Origin of the sequence: Pedobacter sp. CAN_A7, assembly GCF_015752175.1 — a bacterium.
In the GTDB taxonomy this organism is placed as follows: domain Bacteria; phylum Bacteroidota; class Bacteroidia; order Sphingobacteriales; family Sphingobacteriaceae; genus Pedobacter.
In genome coordinates, this window is record NZ_JADOUW010000001.1 from 376843 (window position 1) to 396459 (window position 19617).

Below are 19617 nucleotides of genomic sequence, written 5' to 3' on the forward strand. Positions count from 1 at the left end.
ATCAAATATAATCATAATTTCAAACCTAAATTAAGCCAATATTTAAGGAGCCTAGCTACTGTATTCAACATCCATGGTAGTAATTATAGATTAATCGTGGATATTGAGTATCGACTAAAAATCGTATTTATTGTTTGGTTTGGATCGCATAATCAATATGATAAAATAAATGCTAAAACAATTAGTTATGTTAAAACCAATTAGAACGGAGAAAGAATACGATGATGCGCTGGCTCGGGTTTATGAGTTGATGCAAACTGATATCGTAGAGCGTTCGGCTATTTCAGATGAATTAGAAGTCTTAAGCTTATTAATTAAAGAATATGAATTAATACACTATCCTCTTTCTTATCCAAATCCAATAGAAGCTATAAAATTTCGAATGGAACAAATGAACTTATCTGAAAATGAACTAAGTGAGTTGCTCGGTACACGTTCAAGGAAATCTGAAATCCTATTATTTGTTTTTCTTACATTTATCACTACAGTATTTAACCTCGTCCCAATGCTTCTCCCATTTTTTGCGCCAAGTAAAATTCCTATTGCAAACCACGCAAATTTTAGATGGTAAATTTTGTTTTTTCACATTATTCATCAGTTTGTTTTACTATTCAATTGTTCTAAAAAATTTTCAGCATGGATCAGATGAAGATCCTACTTTTCGATCGGCATCTTATCATACATATTTACCAGCATACCTAACCGAGGGTTCTTTAAAAAGAAGCTACGATTTACGTGCATAAACCGCCAAAATAACCCGTCCCATACAGACTGCCATTCCCCCTTTTCATAATCACTCATTTTCATGAAGTAGTAAAAATTAGACTTTATTAAATATTTGCAGTTCAATTAACCATGCTCTGCCGTCTTAATTATAGCTTCGGCAGCGAGTCTGCCACTTTTCATGGCTGCATCGATTGAGCCATTCATTAATAATCTCCGCAAACAAAGCACTGGTCATTTAATCTCAGAAGATGATGTCCTGGCTGATTAGTAACCTGATCATCATTAGGTAGCGCATAACTGATATGGTACGTTTTAAGATGCTTCCAGTTGAGGGCATCAGGATACCAAAATTTCATTTCTGCTATCACACTATCCTGAAGTTGAGTTTGATTCGCCTGAAAATGATTACCAATAAGAGATACTGATATTAAAGCCTTGCCGTTACTGGAATACGCTGGGGATATCTGATCCATGACAGCAATATTATTAATCAATTTTCCGGATAAAGTGTTCAAAGCAATCAGCGGCACGGTAAACGGCTTTTTATCAGCTGTAAAGTACATATTAGTAACTGAGTGGTATGATTTTACCACTCGCTGCTGAAAAGGAGCTGGCATTTGAATAGGATTTGTGGCAATAAGGATATATTTAGCCTTGTAAACTGATTTTGTAGACGTGATCACATTACCGCCATCAATAGTTTCTACTTTTTCATTAAAAACTAATTCATCAGCAGAAAGACTCTGCGCCAGTTGTAAAGGAATCATTCCCATTCCATTAGCTGGAATGGCGGCATCTCCTTCGCTAAACATTTTAAATACAAATTCAAACATGCGGCTTGATGTGCTCAACTGATCTTCAAGAAAAATACCCGTCAAAAAAGGCTTGAAAAACTGACTGATCATCGTTTCGCTAAACCCCTCTTTTTTTAAATAGTCAATAGTGCTGATCTCCTTTTCTGAAAATATATGTTGTATGGTCTTGCGGCTAAGTTTCAGTTTTAGCCTCAGCATCTTAAATTTATCAGCTAATGTACCTGCAGAAGAAAAAAGTGTGCTTATCAATGCGCGTGGTTGGCGCAGCGGATCGCCAATCTTGGAGATTCCCTTTTTATTTAAAATCAAAGCACCCGGGTCAAACTTGCAAAGCGCTAACGCTTCATAATTTAAAAAGCGTTTTGCTTCTGGATAGGCAGCCAATAAAACCTGAAAGCCACGATCAAGAAGAAAACCATTTACTTCATCTGTCTGTACTCTGCCACCTACCGCGTTAGAAGATTCAATAACAAGCACTGATTTACCCGCTTCCTTTAAAACTTTAGCAGCTGTTAAACCAGCTAAACCCGCACCAATGATAATCACATCTTTTTCCATATTTAATGTCAAGAATTAACAAGATTATTTATTTAATGAGGCTCAACTCCTGGCTTAGCATAAGCCAAACGGCCAACAGCCTGCGGCAAAAAATAAGCATCCAAACCGGCTACAGTCATGGTCTTTGCTTTCACATGGTCAACAGTACCATCCTCTGCGATCAAATCATCATCAGCTAAGATTTGAACGATTTCTCCGATCAGAATAGTGGTGCCATTAATTTCTACATCAATAATTTCCCTTAGCTCCAGTCCGATACAAATGGAGGATTGCTTAACAAAAGGTGCCTTAAAACGATCAACATATAACTCTTGAAATCCACACGTATCAAACTCTGATACATTAGATGGGTAGTAGGCGCTGGTTTGGTGCGCCTGCTTGTACCATTCAGGCAATACATTATTTAAAGTGTACTGGCCGGTGGTTTTAATATTTGAAAGCGTGCTATTCTGCTCACGTTCTGGTCTTATCACAATACCCAAAAGCGGTAGATTAGCGCCCAAATGAAAAGCCGAACTAATCACGCATAAATTAGTAATCCCTTCACTGCTGACAGTTCCTAAAAGATTCAGGGACTTATAACCAACTAAACTATTAATCAGACTAATCCTGTACTGTTTTTCTAACTGGTAGATCTGCTCACTCTTAATATTTATCATATTAACTTGTTTTTAGCTTTCCCAATCCGCCATCCACACCAATGACTTGCCCGGTTATCCAGTTGCTTTCATCCGAGAGTAAAAAAGCAATCAAACTACTGATATCTTCTGGTTGTCCTACCTTTGATAAAGGGTGTCTATTCGCAGAGGCTTCACGTTTTTCAGCAGAGTTCAATAGATTTTTAGCCAGTGGCGTATCAGTAAGCGACGGAGCTACCACATTTACCCGTATTTGCTGGGCAGCAAATTCCGCTGCCAATGATAATCCCAGACCCTCTACACCGCTTTTGCTGTAGCGACACTGGCATGATAAGGCATTCCGGTCTTAGCAGCAACAGAACTAATCAAAACTATAGATGATGCAGGAGCATTTTTCAAATGTTTAACAGATTGCTGAATAGTGCGTGCAGCACCCAAAACGTTTACGCTATAGTCGTTTAAAAAATCTTCTTCAGTAAGCCTATGGAAAGGCTTAAGGGTAATGCTCCCCACTGAATACACCAAACCATGTAATTGTTCAGGAAGAAAGTCTGCCATGGCACTCAGATCATCAAGAACATCCAAACACAGGTGCCTAATACCCTTAGGCCAATCTGGATGCTCAGTTCTTGATATATTATATACAGTTGCACCATTTAAAGCCAGCGACCTTACCAGAGAAAGCCCTATACCCGAACTTCCACCGACTACTAATATGTTTTTACCTTCAAAATTCATCCTCTTAATTATCTGAAAAATCTAATGCTACAATTCAAGGCTATAAAAATAGGAGTTAACAGCGCTAATTAACTTCAACATTAGTACATAAAAGTATTTATTTAGTTTTAAATAATAAAGATTTTTATAATTATAGTATGTTTCTGCACTAATTTAATCCAATTAATCATGAACTATCAGCTCATAAAAGAAAAATTAATATAACTATCGCAAACTTTTGTGTGCTGCTTTTCGTTGCTCCCATAAGCTACATCGTTATGAAAATATCAAACCTTCTAATCCCCTTTTGCTTTTTGATAGTAGTGCATACCACCTCTGCCCAGGAGCAGTCACCCTACACTTTCAAAAAGCCTTCGGCCAATGGTACCGGTAAGGTTTACATGGGCAGGGAGATTGCACAGGTAATGAGTTTTGATGGCGTGGAATGGCTGGAACGCAACAGCCGAATGCGGGAAGAAAATATTACCCTGGCTTTGGCTTCCCTGCCGCTGAAAAGCAACAGTGTTGTTGCCGATGTTGGCGCGGGATCTGGATTTTACACTTTTCGGGTTGCCCGACGCATTTCAGAGGGTAAAGTCTACGCGGTAGAGATCCAGGATCACGCTATTGCCTACCTGAAGAAAAAGGCAGTTGACGACCGCCTGGACAACGTGAAAGTAATTAAGGGTACCGAAATCACACCCAATCTACCGGCCAACTCCATTGACTTAGCCTTTATGGTTGATGTTTACCATGAACTACAACACCCAAAAGCTTATCTGGAGGCCCTGAGCAGGGCACTTAAACCCAATGGACAGCTGCTGCTACTGGAGTACAAGGAGGAAGACCCTACGGTAGGCATTAAACCTGAACACAAGATGAGTGTAAGGCAGGTAAAAAAAGAACTTGAGGCTAGTGGCTTTAAGCTGGTTAGGAACGGCACATTTTTACCGCTGCAACATTTTCTACTGTTTGAGAAAACAGGCAATTATACGCAGTCGCCTTTAAGCAATCCATGAATTCTCAACTTTGCTGATTACCCACTTATTATTTATTTTTTTAATAGTGACGACATAACCTAAGCCACATCTAGTTCCGCAATAATAACTTACATTTAAAGTTCCATTTATTTTGCTGACATCAAAATTTATATTAGAAAAAACCAAAGCTCCTGCAAATTTAGGATACTTAGCAGCCCAATTTTTATAGTTTTCATCTGCTGGTAATTCGGAAAGGTGTTTGAATTTAAATTTTGGACTATTATAATTTTGTAGTTCTGTTTTGTCATTTATTAAGCCGCCGGTTCCAATAGCGATAATGAGATTTAAGCTGTCTTTTATAAAAACTTCCGCTTTAGCTTTACGTTTAAGATCTCTTTCACGTTGGCCAATTAGACTTCGTCCAATCCATTTTCCATTTTTGTCATAAATTCTTTCCCCCATTTCCGGAACAATTGTTAATATTCTATAATCCTGATAGGTCGAATCAACAACCTTTAAAATTATTTCGGAAAAAACGTTTTGTTCAAACTGCTCATCGGTAATCTTTTTTTCGCAACTAAAGAGAATGAATACAACTATTAAAAATACGAAGCTTACTCGACTCATGATTAAGGATTAATGATATATACCCCATGATGCGATTTTACCGTACTTTACATAAAATTCATTATTGAAAGTTAAACGAGATTGATTTTCAGTGTTTTGGAATCCTTATTTTCTAATCGATGATCATGAATATATCTTAAGCACTACTGACTTAATGATATATTCGTGATCAGTGTTGTTTTATTTAGTCTGTGTAGGGCGAACCTCAATTTTACTCGGCAGTACATTTGGATTCATTTTCAGCAAACCAACAATCATTTCACCAATATCTGATGGTTGAATTTTCCATGAATCGGCTTCACTTGGTTGGTGATCATTGAAATGAGAGGTTACCGAACCCGGCATAATGGTAGTTGACTTTATTCCATATTCCCTTAAATCCAGCATCGCAGCCTGGGTGAAACCCACAACACCAAATTTTGAAGCATTATAACCAGATCCGCCTGCGAAAAAGTTAGTACCGGCCAGACTAGCAATAGTGATATAATAACCTTTATTCGATTTGAGTTGCTCCACCCCTGCTTTAAGCGTATGAAACACACCGGTAAGATTGGTAGCTATCATTGCATTCCAATCCTCCAGACTCAACTGATCAACAGGCCCAAATTTTCCTACTCCCGCATTGGCAATGAGTATGTCAAGCCGACCAAACTTTTCTACGATCTGTTCCACCGCGCGTACCTCATCATCGTAATTTGATACATCAGATGCGATAGCAATGACGTTATCTGAGCCAAGTTCTTCCGCTGCCTTTTGCACATCTTCCAGCTTTCGGCCCGAAATGGCTACCTTTAATCCGGCTTCGATCAATGCTTTGGCAATGCCAAATCCGATACCTTTTGTTCCGCCAGTAACGTAAGCTACTTTGTTGTTTAAATCTTGCATATATAAATTGATTTATAGACTGTAAAGTAACCACCCTCAAAACATGCTCCAAAACCGTTTAGGTATTATGTTTAGCAATCCAAAATGATGTGAACAATTTTCCTATTTTAGGGCATGGAAATACCTCTGGAAAAACTAACGTATCCGATTGGTCGCTTTTCTGCAGCGGATAGCTATAACGAAAGCAATCTTATTACTTGGATTCGTAGCATTAAAACCGTACCGCTATTATTCGATAGGTGTATCGAGAATTTAGACGAAGCGCAGTTAAAAGTCCCCTACCGGCCGCAGGGCTGGAATATTGCCCAGGTGATACATCATGTGGCCGACAGCCATATGAATGCTTACATCAGGTTGAAGCTGGCCCTGACCGAAGACAAACCTAGTATTAGTCCATACAACGAGAAACTTTGGGCTGAGCTTCCAGACGTTGCCATGGTACCGCTCAATATGTCGGTTACGCTACTCCATGCGCTGCACGCCAGATGGTCGACGCTGTTAGAGAATTTAACGGAAGAAGACTGGAAAAGAAGCTATTACCATCCGGAAAATAAAGAGTACGTGCAGGTATGGCAAATGACGCAACATTACGCGTGGCACGGAACACACCATGCGCAGCAAATTATCTCGTTAAGAAGGAGAATGGGATGGTAAGGGAATGGTGTTACTAATGTAATTGCTAATAGACAAGTATGGGAACTATACTAACAGAACGCGATATCCTTGAGCAGGAAAGCAAACTCTACAACGCCATTAAACAAAGTGACATCGGTGCGCTTGATGAATTATTGCATCAAGATTTGTTGTTTATCATCCCGTCTGGCGAAGTCATCACCAAAGAAATCGATTTGAATTCCTATCGTGACGGGTCACTCAAGATTGACGAATTGCTACCAAATGTTGAGCACCTGAACATCATTGATGATCTGGCAGTCATTACCTTAACAATGGACTTAAAGGGAAAATTCAATAATGTGCCCTTTGAAGTCACCTATCGTTACATCCGCTTTTGGAAAAAATTCGCCGAAGGCATTAAAGTAGTTGGCGGAAGCGGAATGGCTTAAAATAATTTTTCGGTCTTTTCTAGAAACTTGTTTACGGCTTCTTTGATATCAATACCCGACCTTTCGGCGAGAACAACCAACCACCAGATATTTTCGCCCAGTTTATGTTCTAATTCTTCCTCAGCACCTGCTTTGGGCCAGCGTTGCTGTTGCGACATGATGTTGCGTCCAACCAAACCTGCATCGGTAAGATAAGCCAAGGCATCTTCTTCCACCGTCCATTCGCTTCCGTGGTGCTGCATCTCCAGCTCGTGGTATTTTTTTCTAAGCTCAAGTGAGCGACGAATGATCTCGTCAAAATTTTCTTTACTCATTATTATTCCTTTTATTAGTGAATCAAGTCTGCCTTTACGAATGCTATTTTGCCGTCTTTGAATGTAAAATCAAAAGTACCACCAATTTTTCCTTCCGGAAAGTCACCGGTAAATTCTACTTCCAGATGGGCGTTTTCTTCATCTACAATTTTAAGTGCAGTCTGTGCTGTACGAGTCTGATAGCCTATAAAGTAGTTGTCAAAATACTGTTTTATACCACTATGCCCTTCAAACTTTCTTCCTACAGAAGGGTCGTCTAAAATAGCATCTTGTAAGTAAAGTCCGAGATACTTTTCTGTATCGAATGCATTGCTGGCAGCAATCCACTTCGTAATAAAACCTTGTATATTCATTTTCTTTAGTTTATACCTACTTGTGGCATGTGTTATCATTATGATTTGTTGTTGCAAGGTGCACAAACATATAGCTTTAAAATTCGTCAGAATGGGATTTTATGTTGCCATTTTGACGAATTGTTATTTGCTCCTGTTTAGACCATGTCAAACAAATAGGTGTCTGGAATATCTTTTAAGATGTCCTCCCTATAGGCAGAGCCAGGTGATTGATAGCCCACTTTGAAGTCTCCGTTTAAGATGCGATGCGCTACTGCCACTACGGAAAGTGGCGTAAGGTCGTATCCTGAAGGGGCATCAACATAAGCGCTTACCACCTGACCATTTCTACCGGTAATCTCTGCCGAAATACCATTTCTGCCTGCTGCCCTTTCCTCTTTTGTGGGCCCTTCGGGCAGGTGTTCCACTGTCGTGCCTTGATTCAATTCAATGGCGGGCAGTTTTAAAGAGAAAAATTCCTCAATATTTGGAATGCCTGTAGATTTATAACTCAAAATTATACCCCCTAAAGGGGTTGGCATGCATTCCACTTCCTCTTTACCAAACGCAAAGGTTTTTGACTTTGGAGCTGGCTGGTTAATGATATCACCATTTTTGCGAACTAAGATACCTAAGTTTGCGATGTTTTTACTACTCAATACCGAACCCCTGGAGAACCCGCCATAATGACGAAACCCTATTTTCAGATATTCTGGTTCAGCCACCATTTTTGAAAGATGCACGACCAATGCATCATAACTTACAAAAAGTCCTGCACCAGAGATCAGCTGAATTCCTGCTTCCCGAGCTTCCTTGTCGAGAGATTCCGCTAACCTATAGGTATCCATTTCGGCACTGATGTCAAGATAATGCACACCTGCCTTTAAACAAGCTTTCATCGCCTGTGCGGCAGTGAACTGAAATGGACCTGCCGCATTGATTAATACTTTTATATTTGTCAGTGCTTTTGGCCAGGCGCTCTCGGTATTCACGTCAAATACGTGATAAGCTATTTCAAATTCGGCTGCCAATTGCCTGGTTTTATGGGGATCCCTTCCGGCAATCTCAAAATCAAGGTGAAGCGCTTTCGCCCTGGCTACAATGATTTTTCCTGTATATCCGGTAGCGCCGTAAATTAAGAGCTTGTTTTTCTTGTTATTCATATTCTTACACCTTTTTAGGTTCAAATTATTATGATAAAGATGGATTTGTGCCGCCGTCAACAAGCATATTGGTTCCGGTAATGTAACTGGCACCATCGGATACCAAAAAGGCCACCATATTGGCAATTTCTTCAGGCTCGGCCATACGGTTCATTGGCACACCACCCAAACTAGCCATGATCTGTTGTGATGCTTCCATTACGGTTTTACCGATTGATTGTGCATAGCTTTGCAGAAAAGTTTCCATCGCTGTTGTTTTTACCATTCCCGGAGATACCGTATTTACCCGAACACCATGTTTGGCAACTTCATTGGCCAGCGTTTTACTATAGGCGTTTAAAGCTGATTTCATGACTCCGTAGGAGAAATTGGACTCGTACAATGGGATTTTGCCGTTCAGCGATGATATATGGATCACCGCGCCGGAATTCTTTTCAATCATCCTGGGAACAATGGCCTTGTCCAATCTGATAGCGGCCAGCAGATTGAGTTCGATATCCCTACCCCAGTCTTCGTCGCTGAGCATTTGAAAACCTCCTGCGGGAGAAGAAGTACCACCTACATTATTGATAAGAATATCGGGCGTACCATATTTCTCGATCAGATTTTTGCTTAGTTCAGCGATATCACCACTGTTTGTCAGATCCGCCATTATAAAATGATGTTCGATATTTTCCTCTGCTGGTTTACGTGCAGTGACCACAACCGTTGCTCCTTTTGAGGCCAGCTTGTCTGCAATGGCTTTTCCTATTCCTTTTGTTCCTCCGGTAACCAGGGCTATTTTACCCGATAATTCTTTAGTCGATATTTCCATTTTTGTTTTTATTAGTTATTGAAACATTTGTTTCAGATATGGTTAAAAAAAATTAGTGCTGTTTTACCACGGGATCTCTTAGGATGGTTTGCAAGTGTGCCTGACTTTGTCCCAATTCAAAATGGGTGAGGTGAATTTCGTGATGCATACCAGATTTCCTAAAGCCATTGTCGGTGGCAAATTTCTGAAGGATAGGAAGCGTTTGCAATTCTCCAGCAAAAGGTCCTTTATGCAAAAGCTGCACACACGTCCCGGCTGTATACGTAAAATGTTCAAAGTCTTTTGCGAATAAAATTTCCCCTCTTTGTTCGGTGACCTGTTTGATATCTTCACTGCTAATAAAATTGGGAATGCGGATCGCAATTCGGTATTGAAGCAGGGCTAAGTCTACTGTTGTATAGAAATTTCCGATATCAACGTACCCTACTTTTTCTTCGTCGAACCAGTAAAATATTTCCACTACACTGCTTGAAAACGGCTTATTGTCCAGGGTATGCTTTTCCGCCAATGCGGCTACAAATTCTTTAATTGCAGCTTTCTTTTGATAGAAAGCTGGAGTACCAGGACTTCCAAGCCCTAATATAGAGACGTAGCTTGCTTCCCCTATTTCTACTACTTCCGGCTTTTCACTTGCCGTATAATAGTCTTTGTATGCTGCGAGTATATCCATCTTATTTATGATTATAAAACATTTGTTTCAGATTTGGCTAAAAAAATTATTGAGTGATTTGCTTGAGCAGGAACGTAGCCATATTCTTGATCCGCGTTTTGTCTTTGTGAATGATAAATGATTCGTGCCAGCCGCTAAAGTGGTTAATGATATAATCCGTTAGCATTGCTGCGTCCTGACTTACCGTTATTTCGCCTTTCTGGATTGCTTTTTCTACCAATCCGTTCAACAAATTATAGGTAAAGTCATTGTCTGCTTTGATGATCTTCTGCACCTGCTCATCGTTAGTTGCTACCTCAAAAGTAGTTTTAATGGCCAGACAGCTGTTAGGTTCATTGGTAATGACATATACTGACGACTGGATAAATTTATCGATAGCTTTTATCGGCGATTTAATGGGGTCCAATTGCTTTAAGGCGGCCTGCATTCTGGATTCCGTATAATGTTTTAAACTGCGAACAAAGAGTTCGTGCTTGTCGCCAATGGTATTGTAAAGGCTGCTGCTGTTGATCCCCATGGCTTCCGTCAAGTCACGCATTGTGGTGCCATTATAGCCTTTCCTCCAAAAGACATCCATTGCCTTGGAAACCGCTAGCTGCTCGTTAAATTCTACATTTCTTGCCATACCTCAGGTGCAAAGATAAAAATTATCTGAAACATACGTTTTAGAATTTGTCTGCTTACGATCATTTTTCTTGAACAACAAGCGATATGCTAAATTAATTCAGCAAACTCCTTTTGTATGCTGATGGCGACAAAGTGGTTTTACTTTTAAAGAGTTTATTGAAGGACTGCGGATGTTCAAAGCCTAAATGATAGGCGATTTCAGCAATGGTCAGCTTCTCTTTTGCAAGATATTCCTTTGCTTTTTCTATCACTCTTTCGTGGATGAACTGTTGGGTATTCAATCCCACAAGATTTCGCAGCAGATCGCTCAGGTAACGTGGGGTAACATTAAGATTTTCTGCGACTGAATTAACGGTAGGCAGTCCTTGATTTAAGGATTTATCTTCATTAAAATATTGCTCCAATTGTTCTTCCAACCTCACAAGAATATCATTATTTACGGCCTTTCGGGTCAGAAACTGACGGTCATAAAAGCGGTTGGCATAATTCAGCAGCAGTTCAATTTGCGCAATGATCACATCCTGACTAAATTTATCAATACGCTCGTTCAGTTCTTCCTGAATAAAGGCGTAAATGCTTAAAATGGTTGCTTTTTCTTTTTCTGAAAGGTACAGGGCCTCAGCTGCCGAGTAGCCAAAAAAGCCATATTGTTTGATGCTTGCAATTATCGAATAGGACCTCAGGAAATCCGGGTGGATATGAAGTGTCATCCCTTCATAATTGGCTTCTTCCTCCTGCATTTTCAATAGCTGGCCGGGTGCTATGAATGACATTCCGCCTTCTTCGAAATCGTAATACCCCTGACCATATTTCAGTTTTCCAGAAAAGCTGGTCTTAAAAGAGATCTTGTAAAAGTTCAGGATAATACCCTGCTCAAAATCCTTTGGGTCAAATCGTGCCTCTCCATAATTCATGATGCTAATCAGCGGATGTGAAGGAGCCGGCTGTCCCATGGCCTTATGCAATTGGGACAGAGAATTGAAGATGACCGGTTGTTTTTTCATGATACAAATTTAAGTTATTCATTAAGAAGTCGTTTCTGCCGGATCAATATTAGTTCCGACAAAAATGACGAAGACACTAAAATATAAACTGAGCTGAATTTTTTTCGAATTGTCCTTCGGGTGTTAATTCCAATCGTTCCTTATATAAGCCGATAGCATCATGACCTGCAATATACCGAAGCTGGTTTTTGTTGTCTGTAGCCGCATCATAAATGACCTGGGCTACCGCTTCTGCTTTTGTGTAATTGGCAAGCTGTTCCTCGCTATAACCTTCACTCACTTTTTCCACCAGTTTGCTATATGCGTGATGCATTCCACCTTGTAAAGATCTACCGGCAAAGTTAGTCTGCATACCTCCAGGTGCCACTACTTTCACTTGAATGCCGAACTGAGCTAACTCATAGGCCAGACCTTCTGAGAATCCGTCGACTGCAAATTTGGTTGCGTTATAAATGGAACAGGTGGGATAACCCACCAGACCAAATGTGCTTGTAATATTGATGAACATACCGCGTTTGTTTTTCCTAAAGAAAGGAATGAACGCCCTTGTTACATTAATAACACCAAATAGGTTAGTCTGAATTTGCGTATCGATCTGTTCATCGTTAAATGATTCCAAGGGACCAATCAGGCCGTAACCGGCATTGTTCAACACCACATCAACTGAATGGGACTTCATAATTTTTGAGACTGTTTTTTGTATGGCCTGACTATCGGTAACATCCAATGGTAATACGGTTACATTAGGAAGCGCTTTCAGTTCGTTCTCGTTCTCAGGGTTACGCATGGTTGCAATTACTTGCCAGCCTTTTTCCTGAAATAATTTAGCGGTTGCTTTACCCAACCCAGATGAGGCTCCGGTAATGAAGATTGTCTTTTGCATGATCTTATGTATTAGTGTATGATGCAAAATTCGATAATACATGGTGGGGCCAATTCATCTAATTGGTAGTTTAGCAAGCCAAATTGACGATTTAGCGTCTTTCACTTTATACCTGAGTCTCGCGTTCCCTTTTTGGGAACAATTTAGTATATTTGTTTATTATGCGAGTGATAGCAATAAAAACGCTAAAGGATTACATTGGCGAATTTCATCAGGCAGAACAGGATTTATTAAGCTGGCATGAAGAAGCCGTTTCTGCAATGTGGAGTAATCCAAATGAATTAAAAGCGCAATATAAAAATGCTTCTGTCCTTAATGAAAAAAGAGTCGTATTCAACATCCATGGCAATAATTATCGACTAATTGTAGATATAGAGTACCGATTAAAAATTGTGTTTATTGTTTGGTTTGGATCGCATAATCAATATGATAAAATAAATGCTAAAACAATTAGTTATGTTAAAACCAATTAGAACTGAGAAAGAATACGATGATGCGCTGGCTCGGGTGTATGAGTTAATGCAAACTGATATCGTTGAGGGATCTGCAATTTCAGATGAATTGGAAATCTTAAGCCTATTGATTAAGGAATTTGAATTGGTACACTACCCTGTATCTTATCCAAACCCAATTGAAGCGATTAAATTTCGGATGGAACAAATGAATTTATCTGAAAATGAACTAAGTGAATTGTTAGGTACGCGTTCAAGGAAGTCTGAAATCCTATCTGGGAAAAGAAAATTAAGTCTTTCTATGATCCGGAAGTTAACAGATGTACTTCATATACCCGCAGAAGTCTTAATACAGGCTTATTAATTTTATATCTGGTCGACCTATTCCACAGATACGATAGGCTGCAACCTCAACCCTATTACCTATTCCTTGATTTGCATACAACCTTCAGGGCTTTGCATACAGCGATTAAAGTGTTCTTAGCGAACTTTGACCTATAACAATTAATCTTATGGAAATGAAGAAAATAAATTTGGGAAGCGAAGGTTTGGTAGTACCCATTATAGGTTTGGGCTGTATGGGGATGACGGGTTTTGGAGAAGCAAATATGTATGGAGCCGCAGATGAGCAGGAAGCTATGGCCACCATTCACCGATCGCTCGAATTAGGTGGTAATTTTTTAGATACTGCCGATTTGTACGGGCCTTTCAAAAATGAGCAGTTGATTGCTAAAGCAATAGCTGGTAACAGAGAAAAATATCTTATCGCGACAAAGTTCGGCTGGGAAATAGATGACAACAATAAAGTGACCTGGGCTATTAATGGGAAAAAAGAATACGTGAAAAAAGCGGTGGAACGATCTCTTAAAAATCTTAACACGGATTATATTGATTTGTACTATATGCACCGCCTTGATAAAAATACACCCATCGAAGAAACCGTGGAGGCGATGAGCGAGCTGGTGAAGGAAGGAAAAGTGGGTTATCTCGGACTATCAGAAGTATCTTCAGAAACTGTGAAAAGAGCTCATGCGGTTCACCCAATTACGGCGGTGCAAAGTGAATATTCTTTATTTGAGCGTACCACAGAAGAACGTGGCATACTGAATACGTTAAATGAACTTGGGATAGGTTTTGTTGCTTATTCCCCATTAGGACGTGGCTTTTTATCCGGGCAAATCCGATCGATAGATGATTTACCGGAAAACGATTTTCGCCGTGCAATTCCCCGTTTTCAGGAAGGGCATTTTTACAAGAATATGGAACTGGTTAAAGCAATTGAGGCCATGGCGGAAGAGAAAAACATTACCCCATCACAATTGGCACTGGCTTGGATTATGAAAAAGGGCATCGTCCCTATTCCGGGCACCAAACGAAGAAAATATGTGGAGCAAAACATAGCGGCCACAGAAATTGAATTAAACGAAGCGGATCTGTCGAAACTCGAAAGCATTGTGCCCTTGGGTACGGATACCGGTAAACCGTACGATGAGTTTAGTATGGGGCTAATTGATTAACCTATTTCTACGGTTGCATTTTAAGGATGCAACCGCTATTCTACACCTAAAAATGTTTAATTTAGTATGATGAATGCCATAAATTCAGTTTCAGAATTCCACCGGTTACTCTCTTTGCCCGAGCCACGCCATCCACTGGTCAGTGTGATTAACCTTGCTGAAAGTGTTTTCCTGGAAGATGAGGTATGGAAAGGTTTCGTGAATCGGTTTTATTGTGTTGCCCTCAAAAGGGAAGCCAAGGGGAAAATACGTTATGGCCAGCAACATTATGATTACGATAAGGGCGTCCTGAGCTTTACTGCAGCTAATCAAGTTCAATCCCTGGATCTGAATAATATAGAATGCGGATCAGGATACCTGCTTATTTTCCATCCTGACTTTTTGCTGGCCCATCCCCTGGCAAGCAACATCAACAGTTATAACTTCTTCTCTTACGCGGTTAATGAGGCGCTGCATCTTTCTGCTGAAGAAGAAGATGATCTTATTACCATATTGAAAAAGATCGATAAGGAATGCCTGCATATTGATAAACATACTCAGGAAATTATTTTATCTCAGATTGAGTTGCTGCTCAATTATTCCAATCGTTTTTACGAGCGACAGTTTATTACCCGGAAGAACCACAATCATCAACTGCTTGCCAAATTTGAACGCCTTGTTGATGGGTATTTCGACAGCAGTACTACAGCGATACCGGAGCTATTAACGGTTCAACGCATGGCCGATCTCATGAACTTGTCTCCAAACTACCTGAGTGATTTATTGCGCATGCATACTGGACAAAATACACAGCAGCATATCCATCAAAAGTTGATTGAAAAGGCGAAGGAAAAACTATCGACTACAAATTTATCGGTGAGTGAGATCGCTTATACGTTGGGCTTTGAACACGCACAATCGTTTAGTACGTTGTTTAAGAAGAAAACCAGTTTGTCACCTTTGGAATTCCGGCAGGCGTTTAATTGAATAAGATACGAATATGCAGATTTGCGTCTTTTAAACTACTTAATGATTCAAAGCTTTGCAATAAAAAGTATGTAACCAAATAATGTTCATTACTAATATCCATATACACCAAGAAGTTGGATTACACTTTCTTTGTCCAACATTTTTACATATTCATTATACTTTGCTGGGATTTTATATAGTATTTTTTCAATTGCATTCTCAGTGAAATTACCGCTTATTACAATGTAAAGATAACTTATGCACTGTAATTGTTCAGTTTTCAATCTAAATGGTATTTTGAAAGCATCATCAATTTGCCCGATCAATTGATCAATTTGACCATTAACTTTACCATTAATGTCTCCAGCTTTTACCTGCATCCCATAATGTATAAAATTGCCAAATTTATCAGTAGCCGAAAAGACAAAATCTTTGCCAAATTCACGATTACCATGGGAATAAGATATATTCAAAAATCCCATTTTTAGTAACAAAGGCATAATAACTTCCTTTGAATATAGAATCTCACTATTTTGATAGTCCGTCTTCCATCTAAATCCTGACAGTCCAGTACGAACGGCTTGTTCGGCTTTTTTAAACTTACTTAGTGCGTCTTCTACAAAATCCTCTATGGTAAGATAATGCTCTTTAGCTTTTTCATAATAGAAAAAAATATTATAATTATCATCTACTGGTTCCCAATATTCAAAATCAGGATATGAAACTTCCTTAAGTTTTTCAATTATCTTTATTGGATTATAAATTGATGTCTCCCAAGAGACAAAATGTTGATAAGAGCATAGTTCCAGTTTTAATTTTCCTTTATGACATTTGAATCCACAAATTGAAAATAAAGATTCTTTTATCGGCTGATCCATAAAGAAACCAATGTCACTTGGTAAATCATTAAATCGTTCTGTATATAATGATTCAATTTCAACCAATATTGGATCGTCATTCCAATAAAGTTCGTCTTTTTCTATAAGATAGCCTTGTTTAGTTATTAAAGATAAATTGTCTTTATAATACGAAAAAGGTAACTCTAGCCCATCCACTTCTTCTTTGTTTTTAATAATCGAAATCATAAAATTTAAAATTAGATAAAGCTTATTATCATTTAGCTGAAAAAAAGAAAAAGCCGACCGAGGTTTATCTTGAAGTTGGCTTTGAAGACCTGTCGCATTTTTCCTTCATTTTCAAAAAGAAATACGGGGTTTCACCCAATCAGCTGCAATTATCTCCTATTCACTGACATCGTAGCTGGCAGGTTTTTGTAACCATGTAAGCCACACAATAACGTGGTTCATAACTGGGTGTCACTTATAAGCAATTGCTGCACTAGAAGGCCCTAAGAGTGACACTATTGATGTGGAACGAAACCCAATTGATTTAGCCCATTTGTTAAAATCAGCAAAGGTATAGTCAAAGCCTTTCCCGGTTTCGATCAACATATTCAGGCTCATCATTAAACCAAAAACATTGCGTTTTCTTTCCTCATCAATAATGTTTTCTATTGCCACAAAGGCACCGCCATCAGGAATAGCATCATATGCTTTTCTCATCAGGATTAGCTTTTTATCTTCATCCCAATCGTGTAATATATTCCCCATCACTACAACATCTGCTGGTGGTATAGGATCAGAAAAAAAATCACCACTAGCAGTTTTAACTTGGTCGCCCAGGTTAGCTTGCTGTATATTTTCCATGGCTATGGGTTCCACTACCGGTAAATCAAAACTGGTACATGACATATGTGGTTGAAACCTGGCAACAGATAGGGAAAGTAAACTTCCTGCTCCTCCTGCATCTGTTAAGGTCTTATATTGGGAAAAATCGAAGTTTTGCGCAAAGGCTATAAAATTTCCTCTTTGTATACCACTCATGGCATTTATAAATTCCCGTAATTTTTGTGGGTCCTTATAAATGGCACCAAATAGATCTCCATTGCCATTTTTAGCCTCGTTTTGCGGCATACCAGTTAACAGCCCTTCTTCCAGATTAGCCCAGTGCAGGTAAAGGCGGTTATTTAGCATTTCAAGTAATCCGCCAATGTAGGAAGGTTTATGTTTGTCTAGAAAGGTATCTGTATCTGGGCTGTTTGAATATAAGGCATGTTCTAAAAGCCCTTCGCGATGTAGGAATTTGAATGCTGTTAAGGAATCCAGGAAATCAAAAACATTCCTGTCCGTACATTTCAGATGCAGTGTATCCTTAATTTGCCCGGCCGACATGCTTTTTCTTTCTGCCAGAAATGTAAAGAGTTGAAATTTAACCGCTGCTAGTAGAATTTTAGAAGCCCAGAATCCGGTGCCCATCTGCATGATACTTACTGGAGATGGTTGGTCCATTTCTTTTTCCATGAAACTAAAGGGTTTATATGATTGATTAATCCTCAACAAACGCCTATATATTAAGTTTTTATGAAATTGCTAAATGTTAAACATAGTCACTTGCACAGGTAATCAATTGATGTATAGCCTATATAACTTAATCATTGTGGATGGGCAATACCGGCTGATTTTTTAGTGAAGTAGGCAATTCTTAGTATTCATTGATGTTTTGTACAGTTACATTTGGCATTTTTTCAAATATATCCTGCATGTATTTCCTGTGGTTAGCACCAACTATAACAACTACTTTTTTCAACCCTAATGAAGAGGCTTGTTTGATAACATTGTCACACATTCCTTTATTTCTCATGGTCCACCAATGTATTTGTGAAAGCATCTCTTCTTTTGGAAAATCCTTGATCTCATACAACTCCCGGAAATAAAAATCACCTGAAGCTAAAATGGCTGATGCTTCATCTGTATTTAGCCATTCAGTAAATCTTTGGGAGTTTTTTTCGATACTTCCATATTTTTTAAAGCCATTATCTCTTTTGTTAAGTATGGCTATAAAGTCGTTTTTATTAGCTGCAATGGCATCAGTTTTACCCCTTTCAAATTTATTGTAAAATGCAAGGGCGGCGGCTGACCAATTCAAATCATAAGATTGACAATCCATCGGCAACAATTCCTGGATTTTCATGTCCAGCATAATTGGAAAAGCGATATTTGCATATTCAGAGGTTTTCAGTCTTTTCATGCTCCGTCCTGTTGTATCTAATGGAGGACTAAGTATGTTATCGACATATTTTTCAAGATCGGTATTCGGCGTTTGTCTAAGATGATTGTACACTTGCCAAAATTGATAATGACCATTTGCAACATCTTGATTAAGATAATAGGCGTGTGCTAAATCGGTTTTTAATTTATAGTCTTTCGGGTGTAGGAAGATTAAGTTTGTTAAACTATCAATTGTTTTAGGCAAATCCGCTGTGGAGATACTTCTATTAGCGCTGAGCATCTCCAGTCTTTTAATATTTTGAGGCTTACACCAATAGTCCATAATTAACCGTTCATCTTCCTTGCTTAAAAATTCTCCAAAAAACGCATGAGGTTTAAATTTTTTAATTTTAGAAGAGATATTTGAAAAGTCCTGAACGGGAGCATTACTATAGTTATGGGAGGCTCCGATTAATAAAATGTCTATTTTCTGAGCATTAGCTTTTAAGGACAGAAACAGCAAAAGAAGAAAGATAAACCTCATGTTTTGTCAGAATTATTTAGGTAATTATGCAGATATAAGAAGGCCTAACACGTTGAAGCCTTAATAAATATCATAAATCATTAATCTTAAACAAGATACAAATACGTACCATTATTTTATACTATTCGCAACATGCAAAGGCAATAAGTAATCTTGCCAAGGGCTCCTTGGTACTCCCCTGCAATGTTTTAAACTCATCATAAAACAATTTACCTGGCAACATGATTGTATAGGTGATGAAATGTCTCATTATTAACTAATTCTATCATATGCCCCCCATGTCAAGGAATGA

At 38.9% G+C, this 19617-nt stretch carries 24 protein-coding genes and 2 pseudogenes; 9 read left to right on the forward strand and 17 right to left on the reverse strand.

The features are described from left to right. Positions 1–204: a type II toxin-antitoxin system HigB family toxin gene (locus tag IWX76_RS01720; RefSeq protein ID WP_334641337.1), complete on the forward strand. Its 204-nt coding sequence runs from the start codon at positions 1–3 to the stop codon at positions 202–204. 253 nt (positions 205–457) lie between these two features. Here IWX76_RS01720 and IWX76_RS01730 read toward each other — a convergent pair whose 3' ends face one another. The 4 genes and pseudogenes from IWX76_RS01730 to IWX76_RS18125 form a co-directional block, all read right to left on the reverse strand. Continuing rightward, positions 458–595: a DUF2256 domain-containing protein gene (locus IWX76_RS01730; protein WP_196858133.1), complete on the reverse strand. Its 138-nt coding sequence runs from the start codon at positions 593–595 to the stop codon at positions 458–460. Between the two features lie 334 nt (positions 596–929). Then, positions 930–2099 carry an NAD(P)/FAD-dependent oxidoreductase gene (locus tag IWX76_RS01735; protein WP_196858134.1) on the reverse strand — a complete coding sequence of 390 codons (1170 nt, stop codon included), beginning with the start codon at positions 2097–2099 and terminating at the stop codon, positions 930–932. 32 nt (positions 2100–2131) lie between these two features. Further along, positions 2132–2758, reverse strand: coding sequence for a flavin reductase family protein (locus IWX76_RS01740; RefSeq protein ID WP_196858135.1), 627 nt, complete (start codon positions 2756–2758; stop codon positions 2132–2134). Between the two features lies 1 nt (position 2759). After that, positions 2760–3475, reverse strand: a pseudogene (locus tag IWX76_RS18125) (SDR family NAD(P)-dependent oxidoreductase). 257 nt (positions 3476–3732) lie between these two features. On the opposite strand from IWX76_RS18125, the gene IWX76_RS01750 reads away from it, so the two are divergent. Continuing rightward, positions 3733–4473: a class I SAM-dependent methyltransferase gene (locus IWX76_RS01750; protein WP_196858136.1), complete on the forward strand. Its 741-nt coding sequence runs from the start codon at positions 3733–3735 to the stop codon at positions 4471–4473. On the opposite strand, the gene IWX76_RS01755 is transcribed toward IWX76_RS01750, so the two are convergent. Next, positions 4459–5061 (reverse strand): hypothetical protein, encoded by a 603-nt coding sequence (locus tag IWX76_RS01755; RefSeq protein WP_196858137.1) that lies wholly within the window; start codon positions 5059–5061, stop codon positions 4459–4461. The genes IWX76_RS01750 and IWX76_RS01755 overlap by 15 nt on opposite strands. A 180-nt stretch (positions 5062–5241) precedes the next feature. Then, complete coding sequence (locus tag IWX76_RS01760) at positions 5242–5946, reverse strand: SDR family oxidoreductase (protein WP_196858138.1); 705 nt, start codon at positions 5944–5946, stop codon at positions 5242–5244. Positions 5947–6060: 114 nt separating this feature from the next. Here IWX76_RS01760 and IWX76_RS01765 point away from each other — a divergent pair, with 114 nt between their 5' ends. Both IWX76_RS01765 and IWX76_RS01770 read left to right on the forward strand, forming a co-directional pair. After that, on the forward strand, positions 6061–6600 hold the full coding sequence (locus tag IWX76_RS01765) for a YfiT family bacillithiol transferase (RefSeq protein ID WP_334640973.1): 540 nt from the start codon (positions 6061–6063) through the stop codon (positions 6598–6600). Between the two features lie 38 nt (positions 6601–6638). Then, a complete protein-coding gene (locus IWX76_RS01770; protein ID WP_196858139.1) occupies positions 6639–7010 on the forward strand; it encodes a nuclear transport factor 2 family protein in 372 nt (123 codons plus the stop codon). On the opposite strand, the gene IWX76_RS01775 is transcribed toward IWX76_RS01770, so the two are convergent. The 8 genes from IWX76_RS01775 to IWX76_RS01810 form a co-directional block, all read right to left on the reverse strand. Further along, on the reverse strand, positions 7007–7324 hold the full coding sequence (locus tag IWX76_RS01775; protein WP_196858140.1) for a MazG-like protein: 318 nt from the start codon (positions 7322–7324) through the stop codon (positions 7007–7009). The genes IWX76_RS01770 and IWX76_RS01775 overlap by 4 nt on opposite strands. A gap of 14 nt (positions 7325–7338) precedes the next feature. Beyond that, a complete protein-coding gene (locus IWX76_RS01780; protein WP_196858141.1) occupies positions 7339–7677 on the reverse strand; it encodes a nuclear transport factor 2 family protein in 339 nt (112 codons plus the stop codon). A gap of 137 nt (positions 7678–7814) precedes the next feature. After that, entirely contained in the window at positions 7815–8819 is a 1005-nt protein-coding gene (locus IWX76_RS01785) for a saccharopine dehydrogenase family protein (RefSeq protein ID WP_196858142.1), read from the reverse strand. 28 nt (positions 8820–8847) lie between these two features. Further along, positions 8848–9633: an SDR family oxidoreductase gene (locus IWX76_RS01790; RefSeq protein ID WP_196858143.1), complete on the reverse strand. Its 786-nt coding sequence runs from the start codon at positions 9631–9633 to the stop codon at positions 8848–8850. Between the two features lie 52 nt (positions 9634–9685). Continuing rightward, entirely contained in the window at positions 9686–10303 is a 618-nt protein-coding gene (locus IWX76_RS01795; RefSeq protein WP_196858144.1) for a hypothetical protein, read from the reverse strand. Positions 10304–10349: 46 nt separating this feature from the next. Next, positions 10350–10928: a TetR/AcrR family transcriptional regulator gene (locus IWX76_RS01800; protein ID WP_196858145.1), complete on the reverse strand. Its 579-nt coding sequence runs from the start codon at positions 10926–10928 to the stop codon at positions 10350–10352. A 94-nt stretch (positions 10929–11022) separates the two neighbouring features. Beyond that, positions 11023–11934 carry a helix-turn-helix domain-containing protein gene (locus IWX76_RS01805; protein WP_196858146.1) on the reverse strand — a complete coding sequence of 304 codons (912 nt, stop codon included), beginning with the start codon at positions 11932–11934 and terminating at the stop codon, positions 11023–11025. Between the two features lie 76 nt (positions 11935–12010). Continuing rightward, positions 12011–12817: an SDR family oxidoreductase gene (locus IWX76_RS01810; RefSeq protein ID WP_196858147.1), complete on the reverse strand. Its 807-nt coding sequence runs from the start codon at positions 12815–12817 to the stop codon at positions 12011–12013. Between the two features lie 161 nt (positions 12818–12978). Between IWX76_RS01810 and IWX76_RS01815 the strand changes: the two genes are divergently transcribed. The 4 genes from IWX76_RS01815 to IWX76_RS01830 all read left to right on the forward strand — a co-directional run bounded on the left by IWX76_RS01815 (position 12979) and on the right by IWX76_RS01830 (position 15752). Next, positions 12979–13290, forward strand: coding sequence for a type II toxin-antitoxin system HigB family toxin (locus IWX76_RS01815; RefSeq protein ID WP_196858148.1), 312 nt, complete (start codon positions 12979–12981; stop codon positions 13288–13290). Beyond that, complete coding sequence (locus IWX76_RS01820; RefSeq protein WP_196858149.1) at positions 13274–13633, forward strand: helix-turn-helix domain-containing protein; 360 nt, start codon at positions 13274–13276, stop codon at positions 13631–13633. Before IWX76_RS01815 ends, IWX76_RS01820 begins: the two co-directional genes overlap by 17 nt. Positions 13634–13787: 154 nt before the next feature. After that, complete coding sequence (locus IWX76_RS01825) at positions 13788–14786, forward strand: aldo/keto reductase (protein ID WP_334640982.1); 999 nt, start codon at positions 13788–13790, stop codon at positions 14784–14786. A gap of 69 nt (positions 14787–14855) precedes the next feature. After that, entirely contained in the window at positions 14856–15752 is an 897-nt protein-coding gene (locus IWX76_RS01830) for a helix-turn-helix domain-containing protein (protein WP_196859005.1), read from the forward strand. A 92-nt stretch (positions 15753–15844) separates the two neighbouring features. Here the strand turns inward: IWX76_RS01830 and IWX76_RS01835 are convergent, their stop codons facing one another. Next, positions 15845–16819 (reverse strand): hypothetical protein, encoded by a 975-nt coding sequence (locus IWX76_RS01835; protein WP_196858151.1) that lies wholly within the window; start codon positions 16817–16819, stop codon positions 15845–15847. Positions 16820–16836: 17 nt separating this feature from the next. On the opposite strand from IWX76_RS01835, the pseudogene IWX76_RS01840 reads away from it, so the two are divergent. Next, positions 16837–16986, forward strand: a pseudogene (locus IWX76_RS01840) (helix-turn-helix domain-containing protein); the annotation flags it as partial. A gap of 64 nt (positions 16987–17050) precedes the next feature. Here the strand turns inward: IWX76_RS01840 and IWX76_RS01845 are convergent. After that, the gene (locus IWX76_RS01845) at positions 17051–18094 is read right to left on the reverse strand and encodes a methyltransferase (protein WP_196858152.1); all 1044 of its coding nucleotides are present in this window, start codon (positions 18092–18094) and stop codon (positions 17051–17053) included. 181 nt (positions 18095–18275) lie between these two features. Further along, a complete protein-coding gene (locus tag IWX76_RS01850) occupies positions 18276–19325 on the reverse strand; it encodes a DUF5694 domain-containing protein (RefSeq protein ID WP_196858153.1) in 1050 nt (349 codons plus the stop codon). Between the last annotated feature and the right edge of the window lie 292 nt (positions 19326–19617).

Bases quoted from the DNA above. Each gene is read 5' to 3' on its own strand.
- IWX76_RS01830 (WP_196859005.1), top strand. From the start codon at position 14,856: ATGAATGCCATAAATTCAGTTTCAGAATTCCACCGGTTACTCTCTTTG.
- IWX76_RS01790 (WP_196858143.1), bottom strand. From the start codon at position 9,633: ATGGAAATATCGACTAAAGAATTATCGGGTAAAATAGCCCTGGTTACC.
- IWX76_RS01740 (WP_196858135.1), bottom strand. From the start codon at position 2,758: ATGATAAATATTAAGAGTGAGCAGATCTACCAGTTAGAAAAACAGTAC.
- IWX76_RS01805 (WP_196858146.1), bottom strand. From the start codon at position 11,934: ATGAAAAAACAACCGGTCATCTTCAATTCTCTGTCCCAATTGCATAAG.
- IWX76_RS01755 (WP_196858137.1), bottom strand. From the start codon at position 5,061: ATGAGTCGAGTAAGCTTCGTATTTTTAATAGTTGTATTCATTCTCTTT.
- IWX76_RS01785 (WP_196858142.1), bottom strand. From the start codon at position 8,819: ATGAATAACAAGAAAAACAAGCTCTTAATTTACGGCGCTACCGGATAT.
- IWX76_RS01780 (WP_196858141.1), bottom strand. From the start codon at position 7,677: ATGAATATACAAGGTTTTATTACGAAGTGGATTGCTGCCAGCAATGCA.
- IWX76_RS01835 (WP_196858151.1), bottom strand. From the start codon at position 16,819: ATGATTTCGATTATTAAAAACAAAGAAGAAGTGGATGGGCTAGAGTTA.
- IWX76_RS01765 (WP_334640973.1), top strand. From the start codon at position 6,061: ATGGAAATACCTCTGGAAAAACTAACGTATCCGATTGGTCGCTTTTCT.
- IWX76_RS01775 (WP_196858140.1), bottom strand. From the start codon at position 7,324: ATGAGTAAAGAAAATTTTGACGAGATCATTCGTCGCTCACTTGAGCTT.
- IWX76_RS01730 (WP_196858133.1), bottom strand. From the start codon at position 595: ATGAATAATGTGAAAAAACAAAATTTACCATCTAAAATTTGCGTGGTT.
- IWX76_RS01770 (WP_196858139.1), top strand. From the start codon at position 6,639: ATGGGAACTATACTAACAGAACGCGATATCCTTGAGCAGGAAAGCAAA.
- IWX76_RS01815 (WP_196858148.1), top strand. From the start codon at position 12,979: ATGCGAGTGATAGCAATAAAAACGCTAAAGGATTACATTGGCGAATTT.
- IWX76_RS01735 (WP_196858134.1), bottom strand. From the start codon at position 2,099: ATGGAAAAAGATGTGATTATCATTGGTGCGGGTTTAGCTGGTTTAACA.
- IWX76_RS01820 (WP_196858149.1), top strand. From the start codon at position 13,274: ATGTTAAAACCAATTAGAACTGAGAAAGAATACGATGATGCGCTGGCT.
- IWX76_RS01760 (WP_196858138.1), bottom strand. From the start codon at position 5,946: ATGCAAGATTTAAACAACAAAGTAGCTTACGTTACTGGCGGAACAAAA.
- IWX76_RS01795 (WP_196858144.1), bottom strand. From the start codon at position 10,303: ATGGATATACTCGCAGCATACAAAGACTATTATACGGCAAGTGAAAAG.
- IWX76_RS01800 (WP_196858145.1), bottom strand. From the start codon at position 10,928: ATGGCAAGAAATGTAGAATTTAACGAGCAGCTAGCGGTTTCCAAGGCA.
- IWX76_RS01750 (WP_196858136.1), top strand. From the start codon at position 3,733: ATGAAAATATCAAACCTTCTAATCCCCTTTTGCTTTTTGATAGTAGTG.
- IWX76_RS01825 (WP_334640982.1), top strand. From the start codon at position 13,788: ATGAAGAAAATAAATTTGGGAAGCGAAGGTTTGGTAGTACCCATTATA.
- IWX76_RS01850 (WP_196858153.1), bottom strand. From the start codon at position 19,325: ATGAGGTTTATCTTTCTTCTTTTGCTGTTTCTGTCCTTAAAAGCTAAT.
- IWX76_RS01845 (WP_196858152.1), bottom strand. From the start codon at position 18,094: ATGGAAAAAGAAATGGACCAACCATCTCCAGTAAGTATCATGCAGATG.
- IWX76_RS01810 (WP_196858147.1), bottom strand. From the start codon at position 12,817: ATGCAAAAGACAATCTTCATTACCGGAGCCTCATCTGGGTTGGGTAAA.